At 58.4% G+C, this 22,608-nt stretch carries 18 protein-coding genes; 6 read left to right on the forward strand and 12 right to left on the reverse strand.

Going from position 1 to position 22,608, the window contains the following annotated elements; genetic code table 11:
• Window positions 1–20 precede the first annotated feature (20 nt).
• Window positions 21–395: a hypothetical protein gene (locus tag J7396_RS19275; RefSeq protein ID WP_209261925.1), complete on the reverse strand. Its 375-nt coding sequence runs from the start codon at window positions 393–395 to the stop codon at window positions 21–23.
• Window positions 396–492: 97 nt separating this feature from the next.
• Between J7396_RS19275 and J7396_RS19280 the strand changes: the two genes are divergently transcribed.
• The 3 genes from J7396_RS19280 to J7396_RS19290 all read left to right on the forward strand — a co-directional run bounded on the left by J7396_RS19280 (window position 493) and on the right by J7396_RS19290 (window position 4,600).
• Window positions 493–1,155 carry a DUF1629 domain-containing protein gene (locus J7396_RS19280; protein ID WP_209261926.1) on the forward strand — a complete coding sequence of 221 codons (663 nt, stop codon included), beginning with the start codon at window positions 493–495 and terminating at the stop codon, window positions 1,153–1,155.
• 42 nt (window positions 1,156–1,197) lie between these two features.
• Complete coding sequence (locus J7396_RS19285; protein ID WP_244669741.1) at window positions 1,198–4,041, forward strand: XVIPCD domain-containing protein; 2,844 nt, start codon at window positions 1,198–1,200, stop codon at window positions 4,039–4,041.
• A 100-nt stretch (window positions 4,042–4,141) separates the two neighbouring features.
• A complete protein-coding gene (locus J7396_RS19290) occupies window positions 4,142–4,600 on the forward strand; it encodes a hypothetical protein (protein WP_209261927.1) in 459 nt (152 codons plus the stop codon).
• Between the two features lie 578 nt (window positions 4,601–5,178).
• On the opposite strand, the gene J7396_RS19295 is transcribed toward J7396_RS19290, so the two are convergent.
• Window positions 5,179–5,424, reverse strand: coding sequence for a helix-turn-helix transcriptional regulator (locus J7396_RS19295; protein WP_244669742.1), 246 nt, complete (start codon window positions 5,422–5,424; stop codon window positions 5,179–5,181).
• A 966-nt stretch (window positions 5,425–6,390) separates the two neighbouring features.
• Here J7396_RS19295 and J7396_RS22805 point away from each other — a divergent pair.
• On the forward strand, window positions 6,391–6,708 hold the full coding sequence (locus J7396_RS22805; protein ID WP_343237467.1) for a BPSL0761 family protein: 318 nt from the start codon (window positions 6,391–6,393) through the stop codon (window positions 6,706–6,708).
• Window positions 6,709–6,824: 116 nt separating this feature from the next.
• Here the strand turns inward: J7396_RS22805 and J7396_RS19300 are convergent, their stop codons facing one another.
• The 6 genes from J7396_RS19300 to J7396_RS19325 form a co-directional block, all read right to left on the reverse strand.
• Window positions 6,825–9,443, reverse strand: a complete 2,619-nt coding sequence (locus J7396_RS19300; protein WP_209261928.1) for a hypothetical protein — start codon at window positions 9,441–9,443, stop codon at window positions 6,825–6,827.
• Between the two features lies 1 nt (window position 9,444).
• A complete protein-coding gene (locus J7396_RS19305; RefSeq protein ID WP_209261929.1) occupies window positions 9,445–10,431 on the reverse strand; it encodes a hypothetical protein in 987 nt (328 codons plus the stop codon).
• Window positions 10,428–11,420, reverse strand: coding sequence for a hypothetical protein (locus J7396_RS19310; protein WP_209261930.1), 993 nt, complete (start codon window positions 11,418–11,420; stop codon window positions 10,428–10,430). The genes J7396_RS19305 and J7396_RS19310 overlap by 4 nt, the downstream gene beginning before the upstream one ends.
• A 59-nt stretch (window positions 11,421–11,479) precedes the next feature.
• The gene (locus tag J7396_RS19315) at window positions 11,480–12,508 is read right to left on the reverse strand and encodes a GTPase-associated system all-helical protein GASH (protein ID WP_209261931.1); all 1,029 of its coding nucleotides are present in this window, start codon (window positions 12,506–12,508) and stop codon (window positions 11,480–11,482) included.
• Complete coding sequence (locus J7396_RS19320; protein WP_209261932.1) at window positions 12,505–13,830, reverse strand: metallophosphoesterase; 1,326 nt, start codon at window positions 13,828–13,830, stop codon at window positions 12,505–12,507. The genes J7396_RS19315 and J7396_RS19320 overlap by 4 nt, the downstream gene beginning before the upstream one ends.
• A 492-nt stretch (window positions 13,831–14,322) precedes the next feature.
• The gene (locus tag J7396_RS19325; RefSeq protein WP_209261933.1) at window positions 14,323–14,493 is read right to left on the reverse strand and encodes a hypothetical protein; all 171 of its coding nucleotides are present in this window, start codon (window positions 14,491–14,493) and stop codon (window positions 14,323–14,325) included.
• A 165-nt stretch (window positions 14,494–14,658) separates the two neighbouring features.
• Between J7396_RS19325 and J7396_RS19330 the strand changes: the two genes are divergently transcribed.
• Complete coding sequence (locus J7396_RS19330; protein ID WP_209261934.1) at window positions 14,659–16,533, forward strand: hypothetical protein; 1,875 nt, start codon at window positions 14,659–14,661, stop codon at window positions 16,531–16,533.
• A 25-nt stretch (window positions 16,534–16,558) separates the two neighbouring features.
• Here J7396_RS19330 and J7396_RS19335 read toward each other — a convergent pair whose 3' ends face one another.
• From J7396_RS19335 to J7396_RS19350, 4 genes are all read right to left on the reverse strand, one after another.
• Window positions 16,559–17,650, reverse strand: a complete 1,092-nt coding sequence (locus tag J7396_RS19335; RefSeq protein ID WP_209261935.1) for a PA0069 family radical SAM protein — start codon at window positions 17,648–17,650, stop codon at window positions 16,559–16,561.
• A gap of 1,214 nt (window positions 17,651–18,864) precedes the next feature.
• Window positions 18,865–19,071, reverse strand: coding sequence for a TnsA endonuclease N-terminal domain-containing protein (locus J7396_RS19340; protein WP_209261936.1), 207 nt, complete (start codon window positions 19,069–19,071; stop codon window positions 18,865–18,867).
• Between the two features lie 195 nt (window positions 19,072–19,266).
• A complete protein-coding gene (locus tag J7396_RS19345; protein WP_209261937.1) occupies window positions 19,267–20,082 on the reverse strand; it encodes a sigma factor-like helix-turn-helix DNA-binding protein in 816 nt (271 codons plus the stop codon).
• Between the two features lie 553 nt (window positions 20,083–20,635).
• Window positions 20,636–21,553 (reverse strand): LysR family transcriptional regulator, encoded by a 918-nt coding sequence (locus J7396_RS19350; protein ID WP_209261938.1) that lies wholly within the window; start codon window positions 21,551–21,553, stop codon window positions 20,636–20,638.
• Window positions 21,554–21,645: 92 nt separating this feature from the next.
• Between J7396_RS19350 and J7396_RS19355 the strand changes: the two genes are divergently transcribed.
• Window positions 21,646–22,608: a nitrilase-related carbon-nitrogen hydrolase gene (locus tag J7396_RS19355; RefSeq protein WP_209261939.1), complete on the forward strand. Its 963-nt coding sequence runs from the start codon at window positions 21,646–21,648 to the stop codon at window positions 22,606–22,608.

Raw genomic sequence — 22,608 nt, forward strand, 5'->3', positions numbered from 1 at the left:
TCTCGAAGTAGAACAGATACTCAATCTTCCTCAGCATGCTGGTAGACCCGTTCGCGCTCGACTCTTGCCATTGACACCCGATCTCCATCCGTTAATTTATGAATATCATTATGTCCGGCGATTTCGAAAAACTCTTGCCTGCGAATATTATTAAATATGTCGTAAAACCCGCTTCCAGGGCAACCATCGGAATTTTTTGCCAGCACTGCACTGTAGATAGCTGTGCGTGTGTCGCAAAGCGCTCGGCTAGCGGCTTCCAAAGTATCGTACACGTCATTACTTCGAGTACCCTCATCGAAAATTTCGTGAAGCTTCCTAAATCCAGCAGTGCTTCTCGACTGGGCAGCCTCAGACAATAACTTAGCTACGCTAGAAATTTTTTCTACAACAATCATGTAAGACCTCATCAATAGAAGGCAACCTCATCTGCTACTCTAGCAATAGCGACGGCAGGAGGATTCAACTTCAATGTGCAGCGCACTCGCATCCCCGATGGAAGCCCAAATGAACGAAAGAAGTGCGATTCCGGTCACTGTTATGAGCGCATCTCAGAAGGGGAAGTTCTTTGTTCTTGAGCCCAGCTTCTGGGGAAATGGCAAACAGCCGGGCTTAGAGATTGCCAACAAGAAGCAGTTACGGCTCCCTGGGACTTTCATGATTGAAAATCCAAATGGCGATCCAAATCAATACCCAGAAAAACCCCACCTGATCCATGTACCCGACCAAGGCGGGATGCCGAGAGATTTTGAAAAGTTGGCAGGTAAGTGGATTGTTTCCGAATCTCTGAAACACATCTTCGAGTCTATTGATCCGCACGGGTTCGCTTTTTGTGCGTGTGATTTTACCCTCGCCGATGGTTCTGCAGGTCCCCAGTACTACTTGTGTGGTGTGGTGCGTTCGCTCGATGCGCTCGATGAGGAAAATTCACGGGTGAAGATCGAGTATGAGCGCGATCACCAGACCGGAGAAGATCTCAAGTTCTACAGCGTGGCCGGCGGTGCAAGTCTCGGTTTCAAGGAAGAGATCGTTGGTGACGCGCACGTTTTCCGGCAACCGCGACTCGCGATAGATGCTATCTGCGACCGTCTTCTAGCCGATGCACTGATGGCTGCGAACCTCGACGGTGTTCGGATACGAGACGCTGCGGAAATCTGATTCCGCCGACGCACTCATGGATTTTTGCGCAGGAGCACCAGCATGGCCGACACACCTGTTTTCCAGGGACATCACGTAATTGAGCAAGTTGCGTATGCCCGCAGTGAATTACTACAGGCGCTATCGGAACGCGGTTTGTTTGAACTACATGGCCCACGCAATATTCTCAATCTGCCCGCAGACCAGGCATTGGCGGCAGAGATGGGATTGTCGCCTCATCCAGGTGGTCCCCTCGGCGCATACACCGACGAGCTTAAGACTGCTCTTGATCGGCTAGAGATATCTCCCGACGGCCAACAAACCCTGCTCGGGGATAAAGCAACGGATCCGGGAGCAGCTCAGCGAATCGCAGCTAGGGTCAATGCCTTAACCGACACTCTTAAGGTGGGCTTAGTAAATGGAGATCTTGTCACTAACACGCCTGAGGGCATGACGCAGGAGCAAGCGAACGCGAAGATCCGAGCGTTTCATGGGGATCTCGCTGCGTACAAACAGGGCCACGCAGCCCAGATTTCCGAATTGGGAAAGATGGCAGATGCAGAGGCGAAATGGGCTGGCGTCACTCAGTCAGAGCGTAACGTCAGGCTAGCATTGGATGCGATCAATCAGCCGGGATCATCTACCCTCAGCGACAAGTGGGGTGGCCACAAGTCGCTGGGCACCGCAGTTGCTGAAGCGAACCAGGCCGGGCGCCTATCAATCACCGAACCGATTGAAGCCCGTCTTCGCCTCTCCTTTGCACAGGAGATGCCCCCAGTTCTCGCACGGCCACCGGCTGGTCCCCGGCTCCCGGGCACCCCAGGCGAAGGCAGCGTCGTGGCGGGCGAAGGGCTTGCAGCGGAAGCTGCCGGAGCGCGCGGGCTTTCTGGTGCTCGTGTCGCGGGTGCGGCCGGCGTAGCGCTGATGGCCTACGACTTCGCCGTGACCGGCCATCGCGTTGTCCAGCTAAGTACGCAAGGCAACGACACCGGTGCTGCGTCAGCAGCAACGCATTTCGTCGGCCGCAATGCAGGCGGCATCGCAGGCGGCTTCCTGCTTGGTGCAGGCTACGGTGCTGTCACAGGATCGTGGACGGGGCCTGGGGCGTTAGCTACTGGCTTGGTCGGCGGCGTGGCGGGCGCCTACCTTGGCGAACGTTGGGCAGAGAAGCAGGACATCAACCGGATCTACACACAGCCGGACCGCAGTGGCAACGAGTGGACGCGTAATCCAGAGGACCCACAGGGCACGTGGACGCGTACGGTGAGCGCTCCGTTGCCAAGCGGCGGCTATCAGGAGACACGCCTGGTTGCTGCTGGCCGCCTTGCCGACGAACTGAATTACCGCGCGGCTAACGACTCGTATTCGCTCGGGCTGGCAAATCCACCAAAGCCGCAGGATCCATACCGCCTGGATGCCAAGGCCGAAACGCATCCGCCGCGCGAACCGTTTGAAACGGGCCGCGACTACGTGCGCGATGCGCAGACCGGGCAGTGGCAGCTCGAAATCAGGGAAAATATCGACGGCAAGATACCGATCACACGCAATACCCCGATCAGCACCGAGCGTGAGACCGCACTGGAAAGCCAGTCCCAGGCAATCATTGCGCAAAACGCCGCCAGCACGCCGGAAGCAACAGCGGCCCGCTACCAGATTGCCTACAACCAGTTCGGCTGGAATGAGTTCGCCAATCGCGAACCTGTGCCCCAGGCCATCACGAACGCGCGCACGCAACCGCAGCCGTTACAGGCTTCCGACGGTCATGCCTACACCCGCGACGCCAGCGGCGAATGGACCACGCCCGGCACGTTCTATGGCACCAATGCGGCCACCGGCAACACACGCGAGGAATTGAACCGCACGTGGCAGAGCCAGCAGGCCGGCCTTCAAGACATGGCTTCGATGGCGGAAATAGCGCGCACCCATCCCACGCCGACGCAGAGCGACTTGCACAGCCAGGTGACCGGGATGTACGCCCGCGCTGGTATTACACGCACTGACGCGCAGATTGATGCCGCCACGGCGGCAGTTGCACAAGACCATGCACGCGATACGGGCAAGCAGATGCCCTTCTTCCTGCAGCTGCAGAAAGATGGCTCAATCGCCACGGTGGTTGGCCAGAACGACGACCGCATGGAAATCAGGGCTACCACGACGGCAGCAGAGATATTGCAGGCAGAACGGCAGCAGTCTACGCCCGCCAACGTCCCCCAACCCGATCCCTCCACGCAGTCGCCGCAAACACTGCAGCCTGCAGCGCCGCCCACGCAAACCCCATTACCCAGCGCGCCGTCGTCGCAGACAACGCCGGGACATTCATCAGCGCTGGATGACGATCACATGCAACAGCGTGCAGCGCCCACGAGCAGGAACACAGCACAGGTCGCCGCACCGGCAATGCAGATGGGTGCGCGTTCCAATCCATCGCATGATCCTCGTGAAGACGAGCAGCCATCTGTGAATCGTCAGAGCGCCGTTGGCCCAAGACCGCAAGACGCTGCGCTGGTGGAGCAACTACGCTCTTCCATCGCAAGACTTGATGAGAGCGCCAACAAACCGTGGGATGAGCGCAGCGATCGCATGGTTGCGAGTGCCTACAAAATGGCCGTGGAGGCAGGATTCAAGCCCGGCGACAAGGTCGACGTTGCACTGAACTTACCGACCGACAAGCTTCCAGGCGGCGTGACGATGTTCGTGATGCGCTCAGGCCCAGGCGCTTCCCCAGATCCTTTCGCCAACCGGGCACATATGCCGACTAGCGAGGCGCTAGCGGCAGCTCCGGAACAGCAATATCTAGCTGCGAGTCAGACCCGCGATACGCAAGAACAGACTCTACTGCAGGAGCTAGCGCAAGCACGTGACCAGACCCAGAATGACCCGAGCAGGACGGGGCCGCGAATGTCATAACCGGGATGGGTAGCTGATTGAATCGAAAGTTAGACTTTGACAACGACAGACCGCATCTGCTGGGCAGGCATCTGTACCACGCTTTACGCTAGGAGCAACAATGGCAAAGAAATCGGATGCTGCACGAAAAGCGAAGCTCAAGGAGCGTCGCAAGAGAGCTGCAGAAGCGCAGGCGCGACCAATCACAGGTCCAAGTAAGGTTGAAGATTGGATGGCCGCTTTTGATGCCGAGCGCAACATCATTGTTGAACTCATTGGTGAAGACGAAGCTCTTCTCGCCTATGTTGAAGGTGACGATACAAATTCGTGGACAGTCGTAGTGGACGATGATCCTGTCGCCGGCACTGATGACGAAATAGCCGCACTTGGCTGGCTAGTCGGCGCAGCGGTCGATGACATTGCAGACGGCAAAGCCCCAGTGCTGGTCTACTCGCATTGGATTGTTGAGCAGGTTGAGGCGCGGTGTGAGGCCGAGAACATCCAATGGCACGATTTCCTTCGCTCTCTCTTGCCTGCTGAAAAGCAGCACATGCAGCTCCCGCAACAGCGCACGATGTAGCAGCTTCACACCGTCCATTGTCCGACACGCGAGGAGCGGTCCGACGCACCATGCGTTCTTCGACATAGCCGTTTTGTCGCAGCTACAAACTCTGCGCCAAGCATCTCGCAACTGAACTGCTCCATCCTGAGTAGCGGCTGGGTTCATGGTCCGGGCTTGATGTACTAGGCGCAAAAGCAAAGACCTCGCATGCCAGGCCTCTGGTCATCGGCGCTTGAGTGGAGGCTCTGACCTCCGTCCCCCAGCCATGGTGGGGGACGTGGCCTGGACGACGAAGAATTATTGTCATGACAAGACCTTCAGCACCATCAGCCGTGAACTCGTCGCAGCGTCAGAAAAAACCGCAGAGATCTTTACAGCATTCAGCGACACTCCGAGAGTGACGCCTATCTTTCGTGGGTTCTGACGTAACGGCAGGACCGCATCGCGCTGAGTCGCTGACCTCGCAACGTCAAACCCCCTCTCACTTTAGGCCAGCGGCAACCTATACCTGCTCCTAGCTGACACCTCCTCGCGGAAAACTGATCGGCACTCCAGTTAGCGTCGAATTAGTAAAGTGCCGTATGGGAACCTGCCATCTAACCTTCTTTTGGGAACAGCAGCCTAGTGGAAGCGGCTACACTCAAGCCCAAAGCACGCGTAAGCAGAACGAACTCCAAGATATCCAAACGACGTGCGCCTGCTTCGATCGCCGACAGGCGCTGTTGTGGCCAGCTCAACCGCCGGGCAACATCACTCTGTGACAGCCTCAATCGCTCACGGCGTGCACGTAGCTGGTAGATCAGCTCACGGTATTGCCCGTCATAGATCGTCTTAGTTGCCATGGTCGCGATTGCTGAATGCGACCAGCAATCTATGCGCCATCTACTGATTACATGAAAATCATGTAGATATCAGTCCCTTCACCTGATACGCTGATAGCCTGATACCACAGAGGTACGCGTGGCTCATGTCCAGACTCAACCGACTCTTTTAACTCCTCGCACCGCGCTGTTGCGCGCTTCCGAGCGTGTCGGTTTGATGGGCACCGCTGCTTGGTGCGCCTTGCACCTCGCTACCCAACAGCCAAACCCAATCACGTCTCGCCCTTGCTTAACGGAGCAGTTACTTCAGTTCCTAGAGCAGGCTGGCATCCTGATACGCTGTACTTCTCCATCTGGTGCACCCCACCGGGCCGTCTACGAGCCTGTTGCTTGGCGCTACTGTGACATCGATTTGCCAAGCACAGAAATCCAAGCAGCTCTTGATGATGCATTACAACTTCGCCTAGCCGAGGACGATGGAATAATTCGTAATGCCCTCTGGCGGTTGCTCGCCGATGGGGATAGCGAGGCCTATCTTGTTCATCTCTTACAACGCCATCGACTAGACGGCGGCGACGTTCAAACGCTCATATTGGCGATCCGAGCAGAGTGGGCACCATATTCTGTAGGTAGACGTCGCTACCTTGCTTGGTTGAGCGTGCGCCACGTTGCCGCCACGTTGGCCCAAGAGCACTTGGGTACAGACGCGGTATATGCCACCCTACAAACACATCTACGACGCCGAGGACGTTGGCTCGCAGCCAGGCAAACCCAGCGAGACCTTGCTGATGACGAGTATAGCTTCGTACCTGACGCCCATTGGCGCCGTCCAATACTGATGGAACTTTTCCTGACAAGAATTGCACCGATGGGCGAGAAATTTTGGACGCTGTCCCCTCCACAAGCAAGCTAACAAGTAAGAAGTGACCGAGATCGCATCTTAAGCGCTAGCCTTTTTATCCAAATTGTTTTCCTAAGGATGCCCATATGACGACACCCAAAGAAAGTACGCGCCATCTCTTTCAAGCTGGCGCTTTCTTGGTTGAGCTCGCGCTCGATGAGCGTTTGCCTGTTGAAGTGCGCCGCGAAGCGGCACGGCTAACACGTCATTACCCCACACCAGGGGGCTCGCTTGCAGTTACTTCGTCGGTCATCGGGCACTTCTTGCCGCAGCCTGAGGCCTGCTGGTTCGAGGGCTATCGGTACGGGCCGTTGACCACGGGGCTCAGCGATAGAATATCTAGGCTTTATCACACACTTGGCGACCAGTCCACCAATAGCCGATCCAATAAAGATTCGGCTTAGAAACATCTTCACCAAGGGAGAAACAACAAGAGCTGCGGAAGTTTCAGCAAGCCATGGAAAATCGAGTTGAATATCATAATTTTGATTCAGGCAAGACGCAGCCGTCTGACGCGACTTCAGCAAATCTCGAGCTCTTTCAGGGCTGCCCGGATGGGCTTGCGAACATCTACCGGGAGCTGCTTCAAGTTGGCGCTCAGACCCTGAAGTACTTCTTCTCCGCCACGCTCGCGGGCGATCCTCCCTAAGATGCGAACAGGATCACGAGCTCGCACAGCTGCGATAGCTATGTCAGAGATACGCCATTCTGAATGGACGAACGCGTCAGCTAGACGTCGGCGTGCGCTTTTGCACTTGTCCCAGTCTAGGAAGACGAAAATATAGCTCAGCGGATTGGACGCGCTTTCCTTGGTGAGCTCCCAATACACCGGCGGAAACGACGCCGCAATCAGGGGAGATGCGGCCTCGCGCCGATCATCAAGCGCGCTTTGCAGAATAGTGGCTGAAGCCCGAACAAAGCCATTCGCGGTCACCGATCCGGATTCCCACAACAGCGTAGCGGCCACCTCTGCCGCCTCTGTGGAGATGTCCAGCTGATGCCGCCCCGTTATTGCCCCTGCCATCTCCTCGATGCCGGCAAGAAGGGCGCCACGGGCGGCGACGGGAGCGCGACCGAATGCCGCGAGGTTACGAGACGCTGCCTCCGAGGACACACCACGCTGCAAACCCACGCGCATTGTCCTGCCGCCGTTCAGCTTGGCTCCTGCCGTTGACAATAGTCGATCAAGTGCGGTGGACGAGATCTCGTTAGGTTCTTGAGGCAATGCAAGTTCGATCGCCTTGGCGACGAGCTCTGTGCCAATGCTGCCCGTTAGTTTTGGAAGCAGAGCGACTATGAGGGCAACGTAGTGGTGACGCGGCATTGTCACGTTGCAGGCGATGCGGCACAGCAGCTGGGCGTCTGATTCGTCCGCAGCGCTCAGCAGTTCGATAGTCCTGATCAGTACGCTCTGATCGGCTAGCATGCCGCGCAGCTGCAACGAGTTCGCCGCGGCGAGCAGGGACCGGATTAACTCGATCCGCCGTTCCTGCTTCAGCATAGGACTGGTAACCAGCCAAGCCATGTCTTCCGGAGTTTGACGCAACGTGGCCTCGACGAGCGCGTCGCCTCCGGCGCTCGCTCCCATTGCGCTCACCGCGTCGCGGAGGACGACTTCGCCTTGAAGCACCCGTGCTCGCTCGACGAGGACACTCCGGATCCCGTTTGAGCTCAGTCCGTTGACGACATAGACGTGCGCTGCCTCCTTGACTAGACCGTTGACGTCGAGGTCGTCGATAAGCAGTCGTGCAGGATCGACGTGGTCATCATCGACCAGTAGCCCTAGCAGCTGGCGCCTCGCCTCCGCTCGTACCCCATAGTCGGCGGTACGGAGCGCCGTCGCCAACGCGGACGACAAGACCGGAAATCTGCCGATGGCCTCCTCCGCCAGCTTCGCGCTTGCGAACAGTAGATCGAGAAGATCCTCGCCATCGAGGCGGCTCAGCAGCTCTGCAACGTCGAGATCGAGCGATCGAGCGAGCCCGTCGGCCGCCGCAGTAATCAGCAGCCCCCTCTGAGGCTCGACATTCAGTGACGAGAGCACACCTACGGTCTCGGCCGGATGGCGGGCCGCCAGTTCCACCGCTGCAGTCCGTATGGATGTCTCCACGGACATCGACGGACGAATATCCTCTAGCTTCTGGATAAGGGCGCCCAGGTATCTCCAGGCGTCCTCCGTCTGCATGGTGGTGGCTGCCATCGCTGCCGACCGGGCCAGAGCCGGCTCTAGCTCACGGATCAGGTCGACCTGTCTGACCTTCCGCGTATTGGCGATGTCGAGCATGCCCAGCGCCGCAGTGGGCGAACTGGGCAGCTTACGACGCAGATCGTCCCACAGCAGCGAGACCCGCAGCGCCGACTCACTCCCGACATCGTCCGATGACATCTCGCCGAGTGCATCCAGGCTCTTGAGCGACGGAACGGGGGCGCTGAGGACTTGGTAGACAATGGGCGCGGACCACGGATGCCTTGCCTGTCCGCCTTTACGCCCGTCGATTCGACGCCCCTTCCAACCGGCGAACCGGGACCTAGCCTCTTTCGACGCGAACACGAGATCGAAGCTACGTCGGCCTATCGTCCGCGGCGAGCGGGCAAAGGTCGACATGCTGAAGGTGCGGCGAAAGCCCGGCCAGAGCGCGGTCGTCAATCGGAGTGCGAGCGGCTCGGGATTCTCCGCATCGAACACGACAATCGGTGCGCGTTCTTCAAGAAAGATGGCCTCGATCAACTCGGTACCCTGTCGCGGATCGACCGGTGGAAGCTGGGCCACGATGGCGGCTGCAGGCGCCCTGCGCTCGGCCGGCTGGTCTGCACCGCCCTCGGTCGCGACGGAGACGATCGAGGCTAAGTCCTGCATCTCCTGCCATTCGGACATCGGCACCAAAACGCTTCGAGTGCGAACGCATCCGGCCCTCGGCGCCGCAAAATCCTGCCACGTCCGAGCCACTACGTAGTGTGTCTCGCTCGGAAGAGGATATAGGGTGAGGTAGGGCGCGAAGCGTTCGCCTGGCGAAAGCGGGCCGGCGACATCGGACAGACGGTCGATCAGGTCCTGATCGGCCTTGGGCAACCGAATGGTGCTAGACAGGAGCTGGTGCCCCTGCCGATAGCCATGCAGTTGCTGATCGAATTCGGCCAAGCTAGTCCCCCATCGCCCAAGCGATGGGCAGCATCACGTCCTCATCTGTCTTCACGCCGTCCACGTCCTCAACGACGACCCAGCCCTGTTCCGTGATGTCCCGTTCGAGGAAGCGGTTGCGAAAGTCCTCATCATCCGCGAGATCTCCGCCGACGACCGAAAGCCCGAACAGCTTCACGTCCAGCCGGCCGGTATCCGCAAGGCGGCCCGCGAACAGCGGAAACTCCCGCCTCAGATAGGCCATCGGTCCACCGGCGCGAACACCAGGGTCGAGCAGGTCCCACGCAGCTACGACGACAGCGATGCGCGGGCGGCCGCTATTCGCACGGTTTGCCAGACACAAGTCCAGATACCGGAGCAACTCGCAGAGCAACACCTGCGTTGGCAGACTCGGCTCCGATGTAAGCCCGGCAGAATTATCACGTTCCTCGTCTGCAAGCGACTGTTCGACCTCGGCTATCGTCGAAGCTGCCTCGGTTGCGACTATGGGTTTGTCAGCGCTATCGGCCGCCGCTTCGGCGACGGTTTCGTCGTCCTCAGCATCAAGCTGCAGGATTGTTTGCGCGGTGACCCAGTCGAGCGGCTGAACGATCTGATCGGAGTGCGCCCGCACAAAGACGACCGCCCCCTCCGCCTCGTTGAGGACGTCGAGCCACTCCTGGGAGATCTCGAATGTCGCTACCGTGCGCGTCCACAGCTCGCCTGAGATGTCCGGCACCATCAGTTCGGTCAGCCCGCCCTCGCCGTTTGCGCCACGCACGCTGATCGTGAAGTCCGCGCGGCCGACCTCAAGGTTCCTGTCGGAGCGGGGCGCGAAGCTGCCCTGCATCAGGTGCTCGACTGCCCCGTCGACATAGGCGATATCGTCCGGCAGTCGCTCAGCCTGCAGCACTCCTTTGCGCTTCTTGAACGACGGCCAAAGCCGGCCGACGTAGTTGGTTTTGCCCGAATCCGGGCCGCCTAGGAGCACTATCGATCTCCGGGTCATTTGGCACTCCTGAAGCAACCAAGCGTCCTCGCGCCCGGGCTTCGATCGTCCGGCCAGAAGTCAGGTGACGTCCGATCGTGGTTCAGCGTCATGTTGATGAGCGACGCCACACCGAATCCGGGCGGAACGTCCCCGAAGGAGAAGGAGGCGATCGGCGCGAGGGCGATCTTCATGCCGTGTCTGAGACCCTCCTCGCATATGCTCTTATATGCATCCGCTGGGAACTCGCCAATGTCCCGCCAGCTCGGGACGAGGATGACCCGTGGCCTAGGCGTTGGCAGGATCGCGGACAGGCGTTCGACGAGCACCTCGGCCCGGTAGGTCGCATACCCCTTCCTCGCCGGATCGGCGAACGCACGGCCATCAACCATTAGCCAGATCACCGAGGCCGATCCGAGGAATGCGAAGCGGTTACTGTCGGTCTTATCAATCAGCGCCTTAGACCACTCGCCCGGAAGATCTGGCATCAGTAGGTCGAAGAACCGGCCGTCCTTCTGGCGACGCAGCCTGAGGTGGAGGAACCCTGCCTGCCTGTCGTCAGCCATCTCAGTGTGTATGGTCAGCTGCCCTGGCTCGTCCCCCTTCGTCCAGTGGCGGCTGCCGCGCGAGATCTGCTCGAACGCCATCAGCGAGGCGCTGTCGGCGTAGTCGTATCCCTCGAACCCGCCCCTAGCGAGGAGCAAGTAAGCACTAACCAAGCAGGCAGTCTTGCCGGAATCGGGCAGGCCCAGGATGCCGACCATCGTCGTGTGTCGCCTCATCATGAGGGACGTCGCCTCTTCTAGACCCATCGTCAGGCTCGACGGTAACCTCGGAGTCTCATCCGGGGGTGCCAGGACTGCGTCGCCCAGATCAGAGGAGGATGGTCCTTCGGACAAAGAACCTGCCGCAAGCGCCCACCTGTCGGACTCGTCGGCCTCCTCAATGCCTCCTGCAGCCTTGCCAGGATCACTCCGGTTCGAGCATTGCTCGACCGGACGGTTCAGCACGCACGCGCCCGTCAAGTTGAACGTGCAGTCGCTCAGTCGGCATGAGCCCTGAGCCATGATCAAACGTCCCGCAGCATTTCGGCCTGGAGGACGCCGCCCTCCAGAAGCGCTCGCGCGCCCCACTCACGTGCATCGCGCTCGATGTCAGCGCCCACAGGATCGGCCTTCCTGCCCGTGATCGCCGCGAGCAGAGGAAACACCGTAGCTGACTGACCAATCCGATCCGCGTCGATCGACCTCGCCAGCGTCGAGCGATGATCCCCCAGCGCTGCGAGGAGCGAGTGCAAAGCGGCGGGGGTTCCCGCCGGCACACCCCGCAGCACCACGTTTCGGTGGCCTGACGCCGGCAAGCGCCGCAGCTTAGAAGCGCCATCAATCCCCGCGACGACCGCACGGACGAGCGGATCCGCATCCGACAGGCGACAGCCAAGTGACTCGCTCCAGTCTTCGATCGTCCACCACAGGAACTCAAGCTCCTCGCGGTCCAGCTCGGCGTTCTTCCGCAAGGCCCTGACCAGCGGCTCAGTAGCCCTGCGGTATGCCATGTTTGCCCGCGTGCCTGTTGGCTGAGCCTCCGGCAGTGTGAGCGGTCCAATCTCCGGGACCGGCACCCGCTTGCGTGACCGCTCGGCAATCAGCATCGTCCTTGTCCGCGATGCGACGAGCAACTCGTGACGGAGAAGCTCGATGGGTTCTTCCGGAACGGGAGCCTGGAACGAGAGCGCCGACCATAAACCCGCCGCCAGAGCGTCAACCGGCGTCCAATTGGAACCATCTGGTTCGCGCTCGATGAGGTTGAGAACCGACACGAGCGCCACGACGATGATCTCTAGATCGTGGTCTTGGCGCACGAAAGCTGCACTTCCGGCGTCAACTATTGCCTGCTCGATCTTCAAGGCGAAATCGTCGCGCGCCTTCCCGTCGGCGACCCCATCTGCCAAAGCCGAGGCCAGCTGAATCGCCGACCAGGGGTCGTCTAATGCAGTGATCCAAGACTGGATTGCCACGACGGCGGCGTTGCGACGACTAACGTCATCGTCCTTGGGGTCCGGACAGAAGATCCTGACGTACTTCGCCATCACGCTCATTCGGTATCTCCAGATTTCAATTGCAGTGCCGCCGCGTCTATCGCAGCAGCTAGTTCGCCCATGCGCCCCTGCGCAACCAACTTCGCGAAAAAGCGCTGCTCGATAGTGTGATCAAGACGGTCGGTCAGATCATCAGGTATGACGTCGAGCTCGACAAGGATGCGGCGGCGGCAGGGCTCCGGCAGATCCCGAAAGAAGCGCAGACGGATCAGGCGAACGTCGTCTGTCATTGTAAGGTCTACCTCCTTCGAGCCCGTGACCGGATTCGCGACCGGCTGCGCTTGAGGCGGCTCGTCCTCCGCGCGTTGTACGGGCGCGATCGGTTGAGTTCCTCTACGGAAGTAGGGCGACCCCAGGACATTGCGCTCTGACCGGCCTTCGAGAAAGGGGTCATCCCGCTCGAAGCGCTTCATCTCGAAGTTCCAAGTCCGCGGGTTGATGGTCACTGCCAGCGCATCGGCCCTCTCATCCCAATCGAACGTTAGGATGTTGTACTTATACGTGTACTTCTCGTCGATGTCGTCAGGCGCCGTTGCGCCCGCGGCGAGCATCAAAAGATCGCATTCCTCTTCGACCGACTTGATGTCGAGTGACGGGAAGTGCTCGTGTCCCGAAATGATGACGCGGGCGCGAGACTTGAAGTAGCGTGCCGCCTCATCCGAATCTTGGAGCCAGTTGAGAGGGTGGTGGACGAGCACCACCATTTCTTCGCCGTCAGTCGGTTCGAACACTCGCTGGCGTGCCCCCAGGATCAGCTTACCCTCGTCATCTTTGCGCGAACAGATCAGCGCGGAGTTAAGCCGGACGAAGCGAACAGCCCGCCCCGGTGCGACGGCGACAGCCACGTCAGCCGAATACACACCGCCGACGTCCAGATCGCATCCGTAGCCGCCCGAAAAGTCCCGGTAGGCAGCAAAGCGCTCGTAGAGCGCCTCGCGCTGGGCCTCATCGTCGAGAAGCATATCCAGCACCTTGTCTCCTTGCTCGCTGACGGCATCGAGATGGAACTTGGTGACTGCGGTTATGGCGTCGCGATCAATGTCGTGGTTACCGGGGACCATCTGGATGTCGAGGCGACTGCAGCCTGTGCACTCCGCCAACCGGTCCAGCCATTTGCCGGCCTTCGCATACTCTTCGTACTTCGCCGCATATGCGATGTCCCCAGTCACGATTATGCCAGTTGCACTAATACCCAGTTTCGCGATCTCAGCAGCGGCGTCTTCAAGCAGCCGCTCCTTCGCATCGTCGTTTATCGTTACGAGCCCGCCGTCCTTCTCTTGGCCGAAGTGGATGTCCGACAAATGTATGAAAACTGCTGCCATGCTCCCCCCTTTCCGGCAAGTATATACATTTGAGCAGATCACGAGAATAAGCTGGAGCGATAGCTGCCTTCGAAGCGGTCGACTAAGCGCTCTGATCAATTGCAGCGATTGCGTGCTCAAAAGGCAAGCCAACGCCACAAGTCTGCAAGCTGCAGGGCCAGTCGATTGAAGTTCTTTTAGGCCACCAGTCCATACCACGATAAATCAATCCATTCATTCCACCGTCAACGTTCGCTATTGGCCAAAAGCCGTCGCTGACTCACGAGATGGCCATGCAACCCTGCAAGGCTCCCCCCCTTGTCTTGATTCGATCAACAATTACTTGTTGTCCTGCCTTGCAATACCAACCACATATGACTTGATGGGAAAGCCCTCGCCAGGCTTATAGAACAGGGCGATGTCCCTTTATTTATATCCTTGAAGCAAGTCGAAGTCGGTAAAAATTCTTCGAGAGCTGTCGCACACAGTTTTCGACGCTTGTGTACTGACAGATCACCCGGCCGAGCGCGACGCCTCCAGCTTGCCTATCAAGAACCGCTTAAGAATCAGGTCGTCGATGACGGGCACGTCATTTACGGGAACGCCTAAACGCGTTGCCATATTCACGACGACCAGCGGAATCTCCGTGAATTCCTCCTTCAATTGGATTTTCGTTCTTGCCATGGCAAGAACGGACTCTGATCGATCTTCTGGTTTCCTGACCTAGATGTATTTCCGGTAGGCTAGGTCCACGCATTACGCAACTATGGTTAGTTGGTTCTGTCTTGTCTTCGCAGCGCCAACTTCATGTCGTAATCGCTACACACTGACTTGATGGGGATAGGCCTAATGAACAGTATCAATTACCCCTGGACGGAGGCTTCGTTTTCAGATGCAAGTGAGTTTAATTTTGATACTGGTGATTCTGGGCTGCTCGCCAGCGAAGCTTCTGCGCATCGTATAGGTGACCTACTGATAGCGGAAGATCAGCGTGCCGATCAGCAAGCGACCTCGCCGCGAAGTCGGGTTCTTTGTATGGTGGCTTCAGCATTGCAGCTGCACCAAAGGCTTGATCTACCCAAGGCCCCGTACAGCGCAATGATGGAATTCGGTGGCCGACGGACAGCTATTGGGTCGGATTGGATTGGGTGTGCCGCAGTGCTGGAGGAGTTGGGGAGACGTTCGCCCAATCCTGTGATCTGCGCTCGGCTTTTGGACCTTGCCTGGCTGGTTGAGCGGAGTCGTGTTGATGCTGGTAGAGCGGCCGTGCTCGCCTACATTCGTGTAGCAGATGGGATGCTTACCCGCGAGCTAAGGCATCGGGATTATGATTCAGATCATCGTCCCATTAGCGAGGTCACGAGGTCGCTTCGCAGAGGACTCCAGATCTGTGACCTGCTGCGCCTGCGCGAGGACGACTCCGATCTCGTAGCGCTGAAAACTTTCTGCTTGGCGTCTGCCGATCAGCTTGAGACTGAAGGCGACAGCCAGGGGCTGCTGGCCATGATGAATCTGGCCTTGGACTATGAGTTGGATTTGCCGGAGCGTTGTGCACCTCGTATGGAGTTCGCTGCACGCGGATTCACTTCTGGAGCAGACCCTCATTTTGTTTGCGATGCGCTTGTTGGTGCTGGTCGCGCTTGGCGCCGTGCGAAGGACAGTTCCAACTACGAACGATGCATGATTGAAGCAAGCTGCCGTATGGCAGAGTATGGAAAGGCACTAGGCGGAAATTTGAGTGGCTCACACTTCGTACAGCAGGCTATTGACTTGCTGCGGGGGCTGTCTTCGCCTGATGCCAAAGCTTCCAAGCGCGAGCTGCGTATAGAGTTGATTCGGCTTCAGTCCGCTGCCGAGGATGAGTTCGGTACCTTCGAGTACTCGTATGATCTGAGTGAGCTGGTCAAAGCTGTGAAAGATCGGACTCAGGGTCTTTCTATTGAGGAGGCTCTGTTCTTGCTTGCTGCTATCCACCGGCCCCGGCCTACTTCAGTCATCGAGAAAGAGGCAATTGAAGGGATGCGCAAACATCCATTAGGTTCTTTGTTCGGTGTTCAGCAGCACGATTCCGATGGCCATGTTCGATTCCGTTCTCCGGGAACGGACACGCGGAACATTGATCCTGCCGCATTGGAGCATGCTATCGCGAAGCAGGAGGGGATCTACCGAGAGACTGTGGTGCGGGGCCGAATCGCTGTCGTTGTGTATCAGTTGGCCAGCGAGCACTCAGTATCACTAGACGAGGTCTTCCCTCTCTGCCGAGAAAGCCCATTCGTTCCTCCTGATCTCACGGAGACCTTTTCTAAGGGAATCATGGCATTTCTGCATGGCGATATGACGTCGGCCATGTTCATCCTGACTCCGCTGCTAGAAGCCTCGCTGATCTATGTCCTGAAAGGACATGACATCGATGTTGTTCGTCACGATGAGGAGTCTGGGACCCAGGAGGACATGAGCATTACGCAGTTGTACAAGAATCATCGCGGTGAGCTAGAGGCCATCTTCAGCGCGCCCGTGATTGATGACATCGAGCGAGTGTTTCTTACTCGATCCGGTCCGGGGCTTCGCCACGCCATCGCGCACGGAACGACAAGCGATGGCCAAGCCTACTCCGGGGATTCCATTTATGCTTGTTGGTTGATGTGGCATCTCTGCCTGGTCCCACTATTGAAAGACCACTTTGAAGCTCGCGGCGGCGGCTCTGAGCCGAATGCTACAGATTGAGGCCTTCATACCGAATGTCTCAGATCTAGAAGAGCTGACCCTGTGGAGACTTTTCCTGAGGGGGTTGGAAGAGATGGGTGGCCAGCGCTGGCAGCCTGGCGAAGCCGAGCTCACGATGCTTCTTTTCAAACCGTTTGCGGATCAAGTCGGCCACCGGGCCCGTTCCGGACATCCTGGTGCCGAAGCTTGCGTCGTACTCCTTTCCACCATGCATCTGTCGCATCAAGCTAAGCACGTGCTCGGCCCGATCCGGGTAGTGCAGTTCTAGCCACTCTCTCCAGATGTCCTTGATCTCGTTGGGCAGCCTGAGCAGCACGTAGCCTGCAGCCCTCGCGCCGTGCTCGTAAGCGGCCTGAAGTATAGCTTCCAGGTCCTGGTCGGTGATCATAGGGATGACGGGCGCGATCAGAACGCCTACCGGCACTCCTGCCTCCTGCAGCTGCTTCATTGCCCGCAGCCTCGCGTGGGGAGCGGCGGCTCGTGGTTCGAGTTTTGCCGATAGCTTTCTATCGAGCGTGGTGACTGAGAAGTAGACCGTCACCAGCCGATCTTTGGCCATCGAGGCCAGCAAGTCGATGTCCTTGATGATCAGGGCGCTCTTGGTGACGAAGCTTGCCGGATGCTTTGCGTCAGCAAGCACCTCAAGGCACTGGCGTGTAATTTGGTAGTTCCTTTCAATCGGCTGATAGCCGTCGGTGTTGATCCCCAACGCAATCGGGGCGCACTTGTAGTTCGACTTGCTGATCTCTGCTCTGAGTCGTTCAGGCGCGTTCGTCTTTGCAAACAGGCGCGTCTCGAAGTCCAAGCCAGGTGAGAGACTGAGATAGGAATGAGAAGGGCGTGCAAAGCAGTAGACGCACCCGTGCTCGCAACCGCGGTACGGATTGACCGACACGCTGAAGCCAACGTCGGGTGACGAGTTGCGGCTGATGACCGTCCGCGCTCGCTCTTCCTGTACGTGAGTTCGCAATCGCGGCTCGTCTTCCATCCCCTGATAGACGGACTCCCAGCCATCATCGACCCCCACGGTTGATGTGGTATCGAAGCGGCTTGGGACGCGCGATGCGGCACCTCTACCTTTGATGGGAACTTGTGCCTTTCGAGCATCGTGTTCCATAGCAACGACCTGGGAAGGATAGGTGGTTAGTATTATTACTAACCACGGCCACCGCAATACCCGAAGATTCAGTTAGCTGTAGGCCACCCAGGGAGACGCAGAGAAGGCTTTCCAGGCTTATCCACAGCTATCGCTGCGGAACACCTTCATTGGGAGCGTTCGCTGGCAAGTGCCTTCGCTTCGGCCAGGAAGGTTTGCATCAATGCAAGCGATCGACGTGTTGCTGCGGGCTGGGGAGTGCCGGATGACCATGCGTTGCGGCATCTCATCAGAGGTGCCTGAATTCGGCAAGCCAGCCCAAAGCTTTAGGCCTGCCAATAGAACCCTTCAGCTCGGGAGAGCTCCGCAGTTGAAGAAGCAATGCTCGTCTAAACTCATTTAAATGAAAAGAATCATGAACTCCTCCTCACACGCTACCAAGCGAGCACATAGGCGGGCAGCTAAACATGGACGGCTGCACCTCGCAGCCCACCGATGCCTGGTGATCCTGACGCACATCAGATTCCTTGTCCTTCAGGCGGCTCGAAAGATGAAAGCTGTGGGATACAGATGGGTGCGTCGGGCAAAGCGCTGGTCTCAGGCCCATCCTTATGCACTTTTGGCGGCCTTCCCGATATGGGGCGATCCCAAGTCGTTTCCAATACCGCCCAAGGCTCGCCTAAGGGATGCGATCCGAGACGCATTCAAAGGAAGCTGGCCATTGGTAACCGTGGCGGTTGCGCCTTGGGCGATCGCCTATGACCAGTACCGCTCCATGTTCTTCGACACGACGGAGGACAGGATCGTAGCCGAGCTCGGTCAGGTAGCCTTTGAGAATATGTCGACATGGCTGGAGATCAGCACATATGTGTTCCCAGCGGTGGCCTACCTGGGAATCGTCGCGATATCGCTGATCTGCGCTTTGGTGTACCGGCTTCAGGTAGTCATTACACACTTCGATTGGCGCGCCAAGCCAAGGGTCGGCTTTCGATTCCACCTTACCCAGGTGGCCTCAATGGCTCTCTACCTTGGCCTCCCAACGCAAGCGGTTGCCTGGACTATGAATCATCGAAGCTTTGCCGAGCCCTGGATCCAGGTGATCGCGAGTTCTCCGCTGATGGTGATTCCAGCCTGCGTCTGGGTAATTGGGCGACGCCTTCATCAGAGAAACAGGGAGCGCTACCGCCGAACGCTCTACGGCAGCTCCCGGCGAGCACTTGTGGCATCCATACTGACTACAGTTCTACTGCTTGGATTTTTCGTAGGCTGCAGGCTGAGCTTGCGCTAGTTGGCTTCACTTCGACGAGCACACAACGTCCGTCAGTAGTGGCGAGCAGAAGATCGGGGTAGTAGTTGTAGTGTTTCTTGCCGAAAGCATAGCGGATGGCTGCCAGCTGCTCCTGGTAGTAAGCCACCTGCTCGCTCTTTTCAAGGAGTGACATGACTTCCAGCTCAAGGCCCGACTCGTACTGGACAGCTCGTCCAAGCTTGTCTGAGTGGTAGGTGCCGGCAATATTGGTATCCCCAACCTCCCTTAGTGCCCATAATTCTTCACTGCGAGATGCGGTCGTACGAGTTTCAGTTTGGCGCGATCGTTCGATTCCGCACAGTAGTTGGATGGCGCTTTCTACCTCCAATTATGGGAAGCCGGCAGCCCTGAGCATGAACTTCAACGCCAGTGGGAGGGCTATATCGAAGCCGTTACGAGCCACTTCAATCAACCAGGGCGCCGAAGCGTTTGAGTCAGCGGAACTCGCGTTGATCAGTCGTCTAAGGGAGGCGCCCGCGGTTCCTAGACGACGTGCCCGAGCGGCCAGCCTCTTCAGTGCTCGTTCCTGGATCTGACGCACTCTCTCTCCCGTGACTCCCCATTCCTTGCCGGTCCGGGCAAGCGTCAGCCGTTGTCCATCCGTGCCTAAGCGCAACTCTAGAACTTTACGGTCCCGCTTGTTGCTCAGGCTCTCAATCGCGACGGCGACCAGCATAGTCGCGTCGGTGTGATCAACCGACAGCGCTTCATCTTCAGCCGGCTCTTCCTGTCCCTTTGGACTCGACACCTCAATCGTGGCGATGAAGCCATTAGCACTTGAGGCCGAAGGCTCACCCGTTGGAGACCATTGCTGAATCATCCCAGGTTCGCTCTGTAGTACGGAATCGGTAGGGACTCTGTCGGTTGTCGATGTCTGTTGACTCTTCTGCTGTTGCAGGAGGTACCGGGTTAGGACGGCAACCGAGTGCGCTCGCGTTGGCGGCCGCATCTGCTCAGGAAGAAGGCGGGCTGCCGCCACACTGATGCCTGAGCGTGACCGCTGGTGGTTGCAGGCAAGCTGGTCCAGATCCATGCCGCGCTTGATGCCGTCGAGTAGTTCTCCAAGTTCCTTAGGGCTCCACGGCATGCCGTGCCGCGTGGGCAGGCCGGGGTTCTTGGACGAGGACTTCGTAGACGTAGTCATGTTTCTGCTTCCATGCTCTTCACATGTAATTCAAGGCGTCGGCCCGAACACAGCTCAGACGCAGCGCGAGGCTTATGCCTTATAACCAGTTCCATTGGAGGCAATGATTTGTTATCTCATATGGACATGGTTTGTTGGAAGACGGGATTAAAGAAGGGCCCTTCTGCGTACCCGTATGCCGCTGCACCACTGGGTAGCGGCGGCGCTCAGACGACTATCAGATCCCCGAGGCTGTGGAATAGCGTTCGCGTACACAGCCCACACTTCATGTCCAGTAGCTTCGACCGGCTTGTACGGCAGCCCCATAGGGTTGCCAGCCGCGCGAAGCCCAAAAGCTCGAGCGAGCCCGTGCGAAGATATGCTCCCGTGTTGGTCGCGCCCAGCAGCTTGTGTACCAAGTAAGTTTGCGGGTGTCGGCAAGTAGTTTTGGGCTTTGCCCATTTTAAAAACAAATTGATAGGCCTGACACGTTGCTCATGCCCGAATGAGTTATGTCCATTTATCCGGCGCTGCAGTTGTGAGATAGGTGAGTTGGACCCAGGTGCGCAGGGCTTTAAGGTCTCAGGGCAGAGATGTCGATCGCGCGTGTGGTTTCAGTCAGCCACGCCTGCTCGATCAAGGCGAGAAAACTCCAAAGGGCGGGGTTGTCCCGGTCCGAGCGCCAGGCCGCGCCGATCACCCATTCCGCATGCTCTCCCGTCAATGGAAACAAGTCCGCTCCTGGGCCCGACAGACGCACGGCCCGCTGCGGGACTATAGAGAGACCAACTCCTGCGGCCACCAAGGCCAAAACGGTCTGGAGGTCGTCCGCGATTTGCAGTATCCGCGGTTCCAGGCCAACTACGGCACACCAGCGGTCGATTTGTGCGCGCAATCCGGGGCCGCGCTTGCGATCGAGCATGACAAAACCAATCGCGTTCAAGGCGTCAAGGTCTGACAGATGTCCGCTTGACGGACAGCCTTTGGGGCAAGCCAGTGCCAATGTGTCCCGGCCCAGCGTTTTTGCTTTCAATCCGGCAGAGGCGAGGGGAAGCCTCACGAAGCCGACATCCAGGCGCCCATCTCGAAGCCGCTCGATCTGCTCGGTCGAGGAAAAGTCGTTGAGGGATACCGATACTTCTGGGTGCGTGCGTCGGTACGCGCTGACCAACCATGGTGCCATGTCGATGCTCGAAAGCCCGAACCCAATATCCAGCCGGCCTGCCGTACCTTGCACGACATGGCGGGCGCGAATCAGCAGGGCATCGGCCTCGGTAATGATCCGTAGCGCGTCCGGAAGCAACGCCTTCCCGATTGAGGTCAGAACCGTTCCCGTACGGTCGCGCTCGAAGAGTCGAGCACCGATCACATCCTCAAGGAGCCGCAACCGTTTGGTTAGTGCGGGCTGGGTGATATGCAAGCGGTCGGCGGCACGTCCGAAATGTTGTAGCTCAGCCAGCGCTACGAATGCGCGCAGATGCGGTAGGTCCATTCCCTATTGTTATCACAAGTTCGCCCAGCTTTCATTAGATTTCATGGATGCAACGCATGATCCTGAGCCGACCAATCGCGAGGATCTCCGGAATGCAAACAAAGCTGCGTGTCGCCACCGTGCAGTTTCAGCATCGTGCAGGCGACAAGCGCTACAACCTGTCGCGGATAGCGGCGCTAGCTCTTCGCGCCCAGATGCGCGGAGCAACGATGGTGCTAATGCCGGAGATGTGCATTTCCGGCTACTGGCATGTTCCCCGGCTCGATGCCGCAGGCTTGGCCAATCTGGCCGAGCCAGGAGACGGTCCATCGTTGCGAGCAGTTGCCGAGCTTGCGACTTTGCTAGGGATCGCCATCGGAATCGGTTGGCTGGAGATGGCCGACGATGAGTGTTTCTACAACGCATATCGGCTTTGCCTGCCTGACGGTTCAAGCCAAACGCATCGCAAGCTGCATGCCTTCGAGCATCCGCTGATCTGCAGTGGTCAGAGCTACACAGTGTTCGATACGCCCTGGGGTGTGCGGATGGCGATCCTGATCTGTTGGGACAACAACTTGGTGGAGAACGTCCGTGCATGCGCGTTGATGGGCGCGCAGGTCCTACTGGCGCCGCATCAGACCGGCGGAACTGACTCGCGCAGCCCACACGGCATGCAACGAATTTCCCTTGCATTATGGGAACGTCGAGCAAGCGACCCGGATGCCGTACGCCAGGCTTTTGCGGGTCCAAACGGCAAAGCGTGGCTGATGCGTTGGCTGCCTGCCAGAGCGCATGACAACGGGATGTTCGTGGTCTTCAGCAATGGCGTCGGCCGCGACCAGGATGAGCTGCGCACCGGCAATGCCATGATTCTGGATCCTTACGGCCGCATTGTCGCCGAAAGCACGGCGATCGATGATGACGTAGTTGTCGCCGACCTGGATCTCGATCTGGTGACAGGCAGCAGTGGCCAACGCTGGATGACAGGCAGGCGTCCGGAGCTGTACCACGTGCTGACCGAACGCCGCGGGGACGAGCGTTCTGCCCGTGCGACGCGCTTTGATCTGGAGCGCTGA

It is taken from the genome of Xanthomonas sp. A1809 (genome assembly GCF_017746015.1).
Classification (GTDB): domain Bacteria; phylum Pseudomonadota; class Gammaproteobacteria; order Xanthomonadales; family Xanthomonadaceae; genus Xanthomonas; species Xanthomonas euvesicatoria.